The following is a 13260-nucleotide window of genomic DNA, read 5'->3' as shown; positions in this document are numbered from 1 at the left end:
GAGGTCTTCCCATGATCAACGTGACCAATCGTACCAATATTAACATGCGGTTTTGTTCGTTCAAACTTGCTCTTCGCCATTTGAGCTCTCCATTTTCCGTCCAAGCCAAGGACTAAGTTAAAAATTAATTACCAACCTGAAATTACGCGTATTTCTTTTGAATCTCCAAAGCAACAGCTGAAGGCACAGGCTCGTAATGATCAAACTGCATTGTATACTGCGCACGCCCCTGACTCATAGAGCGAAGAGTATTCACATAACCAAACATATTTGCCAAAGGAACCATTGCATTCACAACCGTTGCAATGCCGCGCGCTTCAGTTCCTGAAATCTGTCCCCGACGAGAATTGAGATCACCAATAACATCACCAACATAATCATCTGGTGTAACAACTTCCACCTTCATGATCGGTTCAAGAAGCTGTGCACCAGCCTTCTTTGCCCCATCACGAAAAGCCGCACGAGCAGCAATCTCAAAAGCCAAAACCGAAGAATCAACATCGTGATAGCCACCATCAATGAGAGTCGCTTTTACACCAAGCATAGGAAAGCCCGCAAGAGGACCTGACCCCATAACACTCTCAATCCCTTTTTGGACACCGGGAATATATTCTTTAGGAACAGCACCACCAACAATCTTTGACTCAAAAATAAAGTCATCACCATCATGAGGCTCAAAAACAATTTTCACACGAGCAAATTGACCTGCACCACCCGATTGTTTCTTATGCGTATAATCAATTTCCGCCATTTTAGTAATTGACTCACGATAAGCAACTTGAGGCTGCCCAACATTTGCTTCAACCTTAAACTCACGCCGCATACGGTCAACAATAATATCAAGATGAAGCTCACCCATTCCAGCTATAATAGTCTGACCAGATTCCTCATCCGATTTAACACGGAATGAAGGATCTTCGGCCGCTAGACGGTTAAGAGCAATACCCATTTTTTCTTGATCTGCTTTTGTTTTCGGCTCAATTGCAATCTCAATAACAGGCTCTGGAAATTCCATTCTCTCCAAAATAACAGGCTTCAAGGGATCACAAAGAGTATCCCCTGTTGTCGTCTCCTTAAGTCCTGCAAGAGCAACAATATCACCAGCAAAAGCTTCTTCAATATCCTCACGAGAATTTGAATGCATTTGAAGCATACGCCCCAAACGCTCTTTCTTCTTTTTCACAGTATTCTCAAGAGAAATACCTTTCTGAACTTTACCTGAGTAAATACGACAAAACGTCAATGAACCAACAAAGGGATCATTCATAATTTTAAAAGCAAGCATAGATAACGGAGCATCATCAGAAGATTCGCGTATCGTCTCAGCCTCAGTCTTTACATCAATACCCTTAATCGCCGGAATATCAACTGGAGAAGGAAGATAGGAAACAACAGCATCCAAAAGTGGCTGCACCCCCTTGTTTTTAAAAGCCGTACCACAAAGAACCGGATGAAACTGAACTTCTACTGTCCCCCTACGAATGAGAGAAACAAGCTGCTCGTTGGTTGGCATAACACCTTCCAAATAAGCCTCTGTCGCAGCTTCATCAACCTCCACAGCCATCTCAATCAATTTCTCGCGATATTCTTCAGCTTTTTCCTTTAAATCAGAGGGAATTTCACTTATTACCGCCGAGGAACCAATAGAACCATCCCACTTTAAAGCCTTCATTTCTACAAGATCAACAACACCTTCAAAGTCATTTTCAGCACCAATCGGCAACTGCAAAACAAGCGCTTTAGCACCTAACCGAGAACCAACCATCTCCACACTACGATAGAAGTCAGCTCCTATTTTGTCCATTTTATTAACAAAAACCATACGAGGCACGCGATACTTCTCAGCTTGCCGCCAAACAGTTTCCGTCTGAGGCTCCACACCAGCATTTGCATCCAACAAGGCTATTGCACCATCAAGAACACGCAAAGAGCGCTCAACTTCAATCGTAAAATCAACGTGCCCTGGCGTATCAATAATATTAAAGCGACGCTTCCGACCGTCTTGCCCTTCCCAAAATGTCGTTGTCGCAGCAGACGTAATCGTAATACCGCGCTCCTGCTCCTGCTCCATCCAATCCATTGTAGAAGCACCATCATGGGTCTCGCCAATTTTATGATTCTTACCGGTATAGAACAGAATACGTTCAGTCATCGTAGTCTTACCAGCATCAATATGCGCCATAATACCAAAATTACGATAATCTTCAATTTTATATTCGCGAGCCATTATATTTGCCTTAGTTTAAAAGTTCTACCAGCGATAGTGAGAAAAAGCACGATTAGCTTCAGCCATACGATGAACATCTTCACGCTTTTTCACGGCAGAACCACGATTATTAGCCGCATCCATCAATTCACCAGATAAACGCTCAATCATCGTCGTTTCATTTCGACCTCGTGCCGCCGCAATCAACCAACGAATAGCAAGAGCCTGACGACGATCAGGACGAACATCAATCGGAACTTGATAAGTAGCACCACCAACACGACGTGAACGAACCTCAATGTGAGGAGCAACATTCTCTAAAGCTCGATGAAATAGAGCCACAGGATCTGTTTTTACTCTTTTTTCCACAGAATCGAGCGCACCATAAACAATACGCTCTGCAACTGATTTTTTACCATCAAACATAATGGCATTCATAAATTTCATAATAACCAAATCACCAAATTTTGGATCTGGATTAATCTCACGCTTTTCTGCTCTATGACGACGGGACATTGGCTTTGTCTCTCAATATTATTTTGGACGCTTTGCGCCATACTTTGAACGACGCTGTTTACGATTCTTGACACCTTGCGTATCAAGCAAACCACGAATAATGTGATAACGAACTCCTGGCAAATCTTTCACACGACCACCACGAATCATTACAACAGAGTGCTCTTGAAGATTATGTCCCTCTCCAGGAATATAACCAATCACCTCAAATCCATTCGTCAAGCGAATTTTAGCAACTTTACGAAGAGCAGAATTAGGTTTCTTCGGTGTTGTTGTATAAACACGCGTACAAACACCACGCTTCTGCGGATTCGACTGCAGAGCAGGAACCTTATTACGTTTAACTGGCGCCACACGCGGCTTGCGAATCAACTGGTTTACGGTAGGCATGCAACCTTCCTCTTTTCGATCTACATTCGTCTCACCCAATCGGGCTTTTCCATTTTCATTTCTATCCACCCCAACAAAATCGGAGCAGATATCTAAGTCTACACACAAAATCGGGCACACCTGTACAAAACAGTTTACCCGACCATAAGCAGAGAAGGCAATAGCCTTTTGCACTAGCATTTGCTTTTAATCTTCTTAACACCTGTGAATAATTTTCCGGCTCATATCCAAAACACCTAATTACATCCACATCGGTTATGTTCATTTCTAATAGCGAGAACACGTACATTCGTCAAGGACTAAACAGCAGAAAGTTTTTAAAAATGAAAATAAATTAAATTTTAAAGCTTTAAATTTGCTTTTACCGCTACTCTTGATAAATTAATTTACCATAGTAATATCCCCTATAAACAAAAAAACAGCGATCTGACTGTAGTAAAACATAGCAGTAAATTGAATTGCATATTTGATATCTAATGATGAGCACCATGAAAATAGCAACGTGGAATATTGCTGGAATAAAAGCGCGACATGAAACATTATGTCAATGGTTGCAGCAAAGCCAACCGGACATAGTCTGTTTACAGGAAATTAAAAGTATTGATGAAAATTTTCCACGCGATACAATTGAAAATTTAGGTTACCATATAGAAACACACGGACAAAAAAGTTTTAATGGCGTTGCGATTCTCTCTAAAAAAACACCAGATGAAGTGATCCGTCGATTACCAGGCAATGATAATGATAAACAAACACGTTACATTGAAGCTGTTTATTCAACAAACAAAGGTGTTGTTCGTGTTGCATCTCTCTATTTGCCAAATGGGAATCCTATTGAGAGTGAAAAATATTCCTATAAGATAGAATGGATGGAAAGATTATATACACATGCAAAATCATTGCTTGCGTATGAAGAACCTCTTATTCTAGCAGGTGATTATAATGTCATCCCCACTCCATTAGATGCAAAAAAACCTCAAGAATGGTATCAAGATGCCTTATTTCTTCAAGAAACAAGAAAAGCATTCCAACGTATTCTTCATTTAGGTTTTTATGATGCTATCCGGAATGTCACCGATACTCCCTCCTTCAGTTTTTGGGATTTTCAGGCAGGTGCTTGGCCTAAGAATAATGGGATTCGCATTGATCATTTATTATTATCACCAGAAGCTGTTGATCAACTAATTTGCGCTCATAGCCAAACAGAAGTAAGGGGATATCAAAAACCATCCGACCACGTTCCTGTTTGGATTCACCTTAATATCAATTAAGAAAGTAAAATCCTCATTTCATGAGACAACAAAAAAATTCCACTCAAAATAATAACTATGCTACAGCATATAAACAGTATATCTTAAGCAAATAAAATAAAAACAAATGAATGGAGGACATAAATGAAGAAATCATTATTAATGCTTATTGCAGCAACGGCCATTGGATTCCCAAGTTTCGCGCATGCTGAACATGATACTCTTGAAAAAATAAAACGAACAGGGGAAATTACTTTAGGTGTCCGTGAATCATCTGGTTTAGCCTACGCCCTTGGTAATAATAAATATGTAGGTTTTCATACAGAAATGGCAGAACGGATCATTGATGATATCTCAAAAAAAATTGGTAAACCAATTAAAATTCATTATCTTCCCATCACTTCTCAAAATAGAATTCCTCTCTTAAAAAATAAAACCTATGATTTTGAGTGCGGCTCAACAACACATGATATTGCCCGCAGTAAAGAAGCAGCATTTGCTTATACGACATACATTGAAGAGGTTCGGATTGCTGTAAAGAAAAACTCTAACATTAAATCTCTTGAGGATTTAAATGGAAAAACAGTTGCAACGACCACCGGTACAACATCTGTTCAACTTATTCGTAAAAATAAACGTGCAAAAAACATTCAGTTTAAAGTTTTAAAGGGGAAAGATCACGGAGATAGTTTTTTATTATTAGAATCTGGTAAGGCAGATGCTTTTGTCATGGACGCTTCAATTCTTGCTGGACATATTGCTAAATCAAAGAATCCATCTGATTATGTCATTCTTGATACTGTACTTTCAGTCGAACCTATTGCCTGTATGCTCAGATTAAATGACAAAAAATTTGAACAAACAATCAACGATAGTATCGTACGTCAGATTAAAGATGAATCACTGGAAAAGCTTTATAATAAGTGGTTTATGAAACCGATCCCACCTGCTAACACTGTTATGAACCTTCCCTTGTCAAAACAAACAAGATATGCTTGGGATCACCCAAATAATAAGCCTCGAGAAAGCTACGCAGAAAAAGATTTATAGAATTTAATAAAGAAGAACCACACTCTTTTGAAATTGAGTGTGGTTTATATTTTAATTCACTTTTTAATAAATCTGGACTATGTAGATGCGCGTGGTTTATTGTCCTATTTGTGAATGACTAATTTGAGGGAATATCAATTAATGGACTTTTCTTTCCTTTGTAGAGATGACCTTACTCAAACATTGGTAACAGGATGCTTGGGAACTCCCGGCGTAAGTCATACCTATTTAGATACACTTCTCGATGGCTTAAAAAATACAATTATATTGTCTATCACTTCACTTATATTAGCTGTATTGTGTGGTGTTATTATAGGAACAATGCGCACTTTACCCAAAACATCCATAATCAATTATATATTTCGCACTATTGGTACTATTTGGGTAGAGATTATGCGTAATATTCCCCTCCTTGTACAAGTGTTTTTGTGGTATTTTGTTGTTCCAAAGATTTATCCACCAGCGATGAAATTTTCCCCCATTCTCTTAATAACATGCGCATTGGGATTCTTTACATCTGCACGCATTGCTGAACAGGTTCGTTCAGGTATTGAAGCGATTCCTTCTGGACAACGCTATGCTGCTATGGCAATGGGGTTTACAACTTATCAAAGTTATCGCTATATTATATTACCACGTGCTATACGTGCAATTATGCCACCTCTTACTTCAGAAGCAATGGGCATTGTGAAAAATTCGTCTATAGCATTCGCCGTTTCAATAAATGAGCTCATGCAATTTCAATACCAAGCAATTGAAGAGGTAAGCCATGTTTACGAAAATTATTTACTTGTTACGGCTCTTTATATTCTAATAGCCTTATTCGTATTCATTGTGATGACAGTCATTGAACAAATACTCAAAATTCCTAATTTTCAAACAAAGGGAAATTGAATATGATGAATTTCATAAGCTCTCAGTTTGGACTTTATTCTCCTTTCAATTTTTCCAACTTTGATTTTTCCTTTTTTACCTTTGATGTATTTCGTTCTTACATTTTATCAGGTTTACTCTTTAGCGTTTTTCTAACTCTTTTTGCAACGGTGTTGGGGTTTGTTTTCGGTACGCTTTTAGCAATGATGCGCCTTTCTTCCATAAAACTTCTTTCTTGGTTTGCAATCAGTTACATAACAGCTATGCGTTCAATACCACTTGTGATGGTTATCTTATGGTTTTTCGTGCTTCTGCCTTTTTTAACTGGTATATCCATTGGTGCAAATAAATCAGCGCTCATTACCTTTACCGCATTTGAAACGGCTTATTTTGCTGAGATTATGCGTGCTGGAATCAATTCAGTTCCGCAAGGACAAAAATATGCAGGACAAGCTCTTGGAATGACATATTGGCAAAGTATGTACATTGTCATTCTTCCTCAAGCCTTTAGAGATATGCTTCCAGTCTTTTTAACACAAGTTATTATCCTTTTTCAGGATACAACCCTTGTTTATGCCATCAGTGGTCATAGCCTTTTGAATGGTTTTGATATTGCTGCTAATAATTTTGGTGTAAAGCAAGAAGCTTATATCTTAGCAGCTATTTTCTATTTTGTTATCTGTTTTACACTGTCACAAATAGTTTTGTATTTACAAAAAAAAGTATCCATTATTCGCTAACAGGAAAAAAAATGTCTACTCATATGATCGAAATAAAAAATGTTTCTAATTGGTATGGCGAAATTAAAGTCCTTAAAAACTGTACAACCAACATTAATAAAGGAGAAGTCGTTGTCGTTTGTGGTCCATCAGGCTCAGGAAAGTCAACACTCATTAAAACTATTAACGCTCTCGTCCCTTTTCAAAAAGGTGAAATTTGGATTAATGGAATACCTGTTCATTCAAAAAAAACGAATCTGCCTAAATTGCGAAGTCAGGTAGGAATGGTGTTTCAACACTTCGAGCTTTTCCCCCATTTATCTGTCACAGAAAATTTGACAATTGCACAAATCAAAGTCCTAAAACGAAGCAAAAAAGAAGCACTTGAACGTGGATTGTTATATCTTGAACGCGTTGGACTCATTGAACACAAAGATAAATATCCTGGTCAACTTTCTGGAGGGCAACAACAACGTGTTGCTATTGCACGTGCCTTAACTATGGATCCACTTGTCATGCTTTTTGATGAACCAACATCTGCTCTAGATCCTGAAATGGTAGGTGAAGTACTCGATGTCATGATTAGCTTAGCAGAAGAAGGTATGACGATGATTTGTGTAACCCATGAAATGGGATTTGCACAAAAAGTCTCGGAGCGTGTTATTTTCATAGACCAAGGAACAATTCTTGAAGACTGTTCATCTAAAGAGTTCTTTTCTGATCCGCAAGCAAGAAAACCGAGAACGCAAGAATTTTTGTCTAAAATCCTAAGTCATTAGTCGTTATATTGTCATAAAAAGTTATCTTTACTATGAACTTGTATACAAGGAAACAGAGTTTAATATAAGATGAGAGAATGTAAAAATATTACAATCAGATGTTTAAAAACTGTTATTCTTTAAAATCTCAGCAACCAGTGAAATTGCTGTACGTCTCTCAGATTCATTACAAAGAGCAAAAGCCTGTTCTTGCAAAGGATGAATCCAATTTTTGTCTTTTACGTTAGCTTTTTCATAGGCAGCAGTTAACATTGCTGCCCCACGGACAATTTTTCCTTCTTGAAGCAGTATATTTCCAAGCATTGCTTGGGCAGAAGGATTTCCTTTTTTTGCTGAAAGTTGAAACCATCGTGCTGCTTGTATAAGATTCTTCTCCCTTCCCTCTCCCTTTAAAAATATTTTTCCTAAATGATACTGAGCTTTAGGATTTCCATAGTTTACCGCAGCCTGCATATAAAGATGAGCAGCATAAGAAGGATCAGGTTTCACAGGTGATTGAGGAATACCTTTTTTTATATCTCGCAAGTTTAACCAATGCATCAGAAACATAACTTTCATCCTCTGAACCAAGATCAGCACCTTTTTCAACAATATATGCAAAAAAATTATATGCCTTATAATCATTTTTAGGGACACCATCACCGTTTGCATAGATAGAGCCAAGTTTCCAATTCGCACCAATATGGCCTCTCTTAGCTGCACAACGTAATGCTGCAATAGCCTGATTTATATGCCCATTTTTATAAGCAGACATGCCACGTTTAAAAAAATAAAACGAACCATCATTCGCTTCTTGCAAGCTATTGACATCTATTACATAAACAGTCGAAAAGAATCCCCCTAAAATCACAACAATCGTGACTTTTTTCCATATCTGAAACCTATTAACCATTCCCCCTACCTCAATTTTAATGATTATATCTGTTACAAATTTCTTTGTAGATATTTAAACTCTTTTTCTTAGTAAGAAGCATACGCAATTTTAAAGTAAAAATTTTAAAAGAAAAAACAAATAGATAAAAACCATCCAATAGGATTTATCGATCTTAAAATTTTATACGTATGAGCAAAAATCGTTCAATAGAATAACGTGCATTAAACAGCAACTTGAGAACGAAGAGAATACATGATGAATGGTAAACGTTTGAGTATAAAAAACAATACGAAAGATGGATAAATATAATGATGATAGTTAACTTATAACTTCACGACTGCCTTACCACCTTAAAGATGAAGTTTTTTGCCTCCGTCAATCTATAAACAATACAGCTTTTTGTTTAACGGATTGCACCTAACATCATTTCACATGGGGTTACTTCATACTTTACACACAAGTTCTACCTCAGAATACTCACCACTACATACAAAAATACCACATGTGTAATTTTACATGCCTTATATTGCTACTCTAAATGATGATATTTTACAGAAATAAAACAATGTTTTGATTTATAATGATAATTTACCTTTTTGCATATTGAATGAGGACCTCGAATATCGTAAGATTCTCTCATTCCAAACCTGTTCCATGTTAAATTAATCAAAACCATCCGCTTGCACATTACAAGCAGAGAGAGCTATGTGGATAAAAACTCTGTGTAAGAAAGAACTAAAAATGCCTCTTACGAACGGTTTGAGCTAAGGGTTGTCCGGATATTGGACAGAATGTGCCCCCAGCGCTTGTTACTTCACAAGCATAAAGAAGGGAAGCTCAATAGATTTACCGTTATACCATTCATGATCTACGTCGTGGAATAGGCTTGGATGCCTTAAAAGATGTCTCTTTAATGATAAACATAAAACAATGGATTTCAGTAGAGATTTTATGATCGTTCATGAAAAACTAACAAAAGAAAAAGTTTCCTTTTAAAGAAGATCTATACTAGCCCTACTGGTATGCAATTATCTATCAAAAAAATAAAAAGTTGAAATCAATCTAACCGCTCTAAAGCAACAAATATTTTTTTCTGCGCTGCACGCAGTTCTACAACCCTGTTCCGCTCACGCTCAACAATTTCTGCTTTTGCATTTGCTATAAATTTGGGATTGTTTAACTTAAGCGATATTTTTTCAATATCTTGTTCAATTTTACTGACATCCTTCCTCAAACGAACACGTTCAGCCTCCAAATCAATCAACTGTCCTAATGGTAAACAAAAAACAGCCTCTCCCAAAATCATTTGTGCTGATATTTCCGGAACTTTATCAGAGAAATCAATAACTTCAATACGCGCTAATTTTTTTAGAAGTGCATCATAACGCTTCACACGCTCTCGCGTTACTTCCCCTCCTTCGACAACAACAAGAGGTGCTTGTGTCGCCACTGGAATATTCATTTCAAAACGTACAGACCGAATCCCTGTGACGACATCAATAAGCCAATTAATATCATCAGCAGCTTCTTCATCTATCAATGTTTCCTCTGGCCATTTTGTCAATGCGAGCATATCCTCACGCTTGATGGCTTGCGTTTCTGTAAGAGACCACAACTCTTCCGTCATATAAGGCATAAAAGGATGAAGAAGTTTATAAACTTCATCTAAAACCCAAGCAGTACAAGCTTGAGCCTCATTTTTAGCATCTTCATTTTCCCCCTGAAAAATAGGTTTGAGAAGCTCCAAATACCAATCACATAATGTATTCCAAATGAAACGGTAAAGAGTGGCAGCTGACTCATTAAATTTATAGTGTTCAATACCAGTCGTAACTGCTGAAATTGTTTTAGATAACTCTGTTAAAATCCAACGATTAAGCGCCAGTTTTGCTTGTTCTGGTTTAAAAGCTGGATCATGCTTCACACCACTCATCTGTGCAAATCGGGTAGCATTCCACAATTTCGTAGCAAAATTACGATAACCAGCAATACGGGAAACATCAAGTTTTACATCACGACCTTGTGCTGCCATAATAGCTAAAGTAAATCGAAGTGCATCAGCACTATATTGATCAATAAGCTCTAAGGGATCAATAATATTTCCCTTTGATTTTGACATCTTTGCGCCCTTTTGATCCCGCACAAGAGCATGCACATAAACCGTTGGGAAAGGAACGTCACCTATAAAGTGAAGTCCCATCATCATCATACGAGCAACCCAGAAAAAAATAATATCAAATCCTGTCACAGATAAAGATGTTGGGTAAAAAGTAGATAATTCAGTCGTTTTATTTGGCCATCCTAATGTTGAAAAAGGCCAAAGAGCTGATGAAAACCAAGTATCTAAAACATCCGGATCACGGATTAATTCAACAACTTCACCATAATGAGCAAAAGCTGAATCTAAAGCCTCTTTTTCACTTTTTTCAACAAAAACCGTTCCATCAGGACCATACCAAGCAGGAATCTGATGTCCCCACCATAATTGGCGAGAAATGCACCAAGGTTGAATATTTTGCATCCAATTGAAGTAAGTCTTTTTCCAGTTATCAGGAACAAACTGCGTTTTTCCTTGTTGAACAGCCTCTATCGCTGGCTTTGCTAATTCAGCAGCATGAACATACCATTGATCTGTCAAAAAAGGCTCAATAGGGACACCACTGCGATCTCCATGAGGAACCATATGGGTATGATCATCAACAGAAGCTAAATATCCCTGTTCTTCCATCAAAGAAATAATCTTCTGGCGAGCAACAAAACGATCAGATTTATCGAGATTTTCTACTAACATTTTTAATTCATCTGATAAAATCAAACCATCGAAAAATGCTTCATTTTCACGAAGAAAAATTTCGGCTTTTTGGGTAAAAATATTGATCAAGCGTAAATGATTACGCTGTCCTACTTCAAAGTCATTAAAGTCATGAGCTGGTGTGATTTTTACAGCACCACTTCCAGCCTCAGGATCAGCATGACTATCACCCACAATTAATAACCTACGACCAACAAGCGGCAAAAGAGCATTTTTACCGATAAGATTTTTATAACGCTCATCTTCAGGATTAACAGCAATTCCTGTATCACCAAGCATTGTTTCTGGTCGTGTTGTCGCCACTGTTATAAAAGTTGTAGCATCATTTGGATCAAAAGTTTTACCTTCAAGTGGATATCTAAAGTGCCACAAATGTCCTTGAACTTCTTTTTGCTCAACTTCAAGATCTGAAATAGCTGTTAACAATTTAGGATCCCAATTGACGAGGCGCTTATCCCTATATATCAACCCTTGCTTATAAAGCGTGACAAAGACTTCACGAACCGCCTGCGACAACCCCTCATCCATTGTAAACCGCTCACGCGACCAATCACATGAAACCCCAAGGCGACGCAACTGGTTTGCAATAACGCCTCCAGTTTCATAACGCCATTCCCAAATACGCTCAATAAACTTTTCTCTCCCCATTTCTTGACGCGTTGGCTCTTGACGTTCTGCAAGTTGACGTTCCACAACCATTTGCGTAGCAATCCCAGCATGATCCATACCAGGCTGCCACAACACATTTTTGCCACGCATCCGCTGAAATCTAACTATTATATCTTGAATTGTCGTATTGAGCGCATGCCCCATATGAAGTGAGCCTGTAACATTAGGAGGTGGAAGCATAACGCAAAAAGGTTCTGCATCGCTTTTAGAACCAGCTCCCGCTTTAAAAGCCCCACGAGTCTCCCATCTCTTTGCAACCCGTTGCTCTATAGAGGAAGCATCATAGTTTTTTTCTAACATTCTATCCATCCATAACGCCGCTGAAAAACACAATATATGATCAAAACCTGATCAGAATCTCGTGAATCTCAGCCATTCACTAGAGAGCTCGCAAAATCGCAAACAAAATCCCCATAAAATGAAAAACATAAAAATAATTAAGACGATTTTTTAATCGCCTTCACAATCTCTTCACGCAAAATATCTTCCAGCAAAATAGGCAATTTAGACTGTAACCATTCTGCTATAGCCGGACGCAACACATCCTTTGCAATCTTTTCTGCAGAAGAAATACAATATGCAGACAATTCCACATGACCATCCCTTCCTGCGTCTGACTGTGATTTCCTTATCTCATCTTCATATTCTTTTGCTTTATAAACAGAATTCCGTTCTTCAGAAGAAAGCTTCATCTTTTGCATATCCATACCAACTGTATTATTTTCTGCCTCTATATCCTCTTTCTCTTGCGTTATCTTCCCTCCTTGATTTTCAGAAGAAAGACCAATACGATCAGCTAAAGCTTTCATAGCATCATCAACCGATAAGGTTGTATCATAAATACCCTCGGATGCCACTTCTGAAGCATTCACTGCAACATCTTCATTTAAAAAGTGATCAGATTGAACCGCATTTTCTTCGATTATTTCACGAATAGATGTTAAAATTTCATCCATACTTGGCTCACGTAACACGCTTGAACTCTGTACCATACTTTACAACCTCTCAAAGACGCAACAACAAATAGAATCATATTTTCAGTGTATGCAAAAGAATTATAAGATCAACATGCCTCCCACGATATTTTCAAATATGCTTGTCATAAAGAGGGCGCTACACACA

Annotated in this window: 10 protein-coding genes and 2 pseudogenes; 5 read left to right on the top strand and 7 right to left on the bottom strand. The window is 37.9% G+C overall.

All coding sequences use genetic code 11. The features are described 5' to 3' along the window. The 4 genes and pseudogenes from ACFILT_RS04000 to rpsL form a co-directional block, all read right to left on the bottom strand. Positions 1-80: pseudogene (locus ACFILT_RS04000) on the bottom strand (elongation factor Tu); the annotation flags it as partial. Between the two features lie 62 nt (positions 81-142). Continuing rightward, positions 143-2227, bottom strand: a complete 2085-nt coding sequence (gene fusA, locus ACFILT_RS03995) for an elongation factor G (RefSeq protein WP_375678921.1) — start codon at positions 2225-2227, stop codon at positions 143-145. 24 nt (positions 2228-2251) lie between these two features. Beyond that, positions 2252-2722: a 30S ribosomal protein S7 gene (gene rpsG, locus ACFILT_RS03990; RefSeq protein ID WP_015856589.1), complete on the bottom strand. Its 471-nt coding sequence runs from the start codon at positions 2720-2722 to the stop codon at positions 2252-2254. Between the two features lie 18 nt (positions 2723-2740). Beyond that, positions 2741-3112 (bottom strand): 30S ribosomal protein S12, encoded by a 372-nt coding sequence (gene rpsL, locus ACFILT_RS03985; protein ID WP_005773262.1) that lies wholly within the window; start codon positions 3110-3112, stop codon positions 2741-2743. Positions 3113-3600: 488 nt separating this feature from the next. Between rpsL and xth the strand changes: the two genes are divergently transcribed. From xth to ACFILT_RS03960, 5 genes are all read left to right on the top strand, one after another. Beyond that, positions 3601-4383 (top strand): exodeoxyribonuclease III, encoded by a 783-nt coding sequence (gene xth, locus ACFILT_RS03980; protein WP_375628902.1) that lies wholly within the window; start codon positions 3601-3603, stop codon positions 4381-4383. A gap of 123 nt (positions 4384-4506) precedes the next feature. Next, a complete protein-coding gene (locus tag ACFILT_RS03975) occupies positions 4507-5412 on the top strand; it encodes a transporter substrate-binding domain-containing protein (RefSeq protein WP_375678919.1) in 906 nt (301 codons plus the stop codon). A 141-nt stretch (positions 5413-5553) separates the two neighbouring features. Then, complete coding sequence (locus ACFILT_RS03970) at positions 5554-6306, top strand: amino acid ABC transporter permease (RefSeq protein ID WP_375632624.1); 753 nt, start codon at positions 5554-5556, stop codon at positions 6304-6306. 2 nt (positions 6307-6308) lie between these two features. Continuing rightward, positions 6309-7025 carry an amino acid ABC transporter permease gene (locus ACFILT_RS03965; protein WP_375679628.1) on the top strand — a complete coding sequence of 239 codons (717 nt, stop codon included), beginning with the start codon at positions 6309-6311 and terminating at the stop codon, positions 7023-7025. A gap of 11 nt (positions 7026-7036) precedes the next feature. Further along, positions 7037-7783, top strand: a complete 747-nt coding sequence (locus ACFILT_RS03960; RefSeq protein WP_273791447.1) for an amino acid ABC transporter ATP-binding protein — start codon at positions 7037-7039, stop codon at positions 7781-7783. 102 nt (positions 7784-7885) lie between these two features. Here the strand turns inward: ACFILT_RS03960 and ACFILT_RS03955 are convergent. The 3 genes and pseudogenes from ACFILT_RS03955 to ACFILT_RS03945 form a co-directional block, all read right to left on the bottom strand. Continuing rightward, positions 7886-8675: pseudogene (locus tag ACFILT_RS03955) on the bottom strand (tetratricopeptide repeat protein). Between the two features lie 1039 nt (positions 8676-9714). Further along, positions 9715-12438 (bottom strand): valine--tRNA ligase, encoded by a 2724-nt coding sequence (locus tag ACFILT_RS03950; RefSeq protein WP_375679630.1) that lies wholly within the window; start codon positions 12436-12438, stop codon positions 9715-9717. Positions 12439-12575: 137 nt separating this feature from the next. Continuing rightward, positions 12576-13130 (bottom strand): DUF2497 domain-containing protein, encoded by a 555-nt coding sequence (locus tag ACFILT_RS03945; RefSeq protein ID WP_375612445.1) that lies wholly within the window; start codon positions 13128-13130, stop codon positions 12576-12578. Between the last annotated feature and the right edge of the window lie 130 nt (positions 13131-13260).

It is taken from the genome of Bartonella sp. AP7XZML, from assembly GCF_042195745.1.
GTDB lineage: Bacteria > Pseudomonadota > Alphaproteobacteria > Rhizobiales > Rhizobiaceae > Bartonella.
Note: the sequence above shows the minus strand (reverse complement) of the source record. Positions and strands in the feature narration are given on the sequence as shown.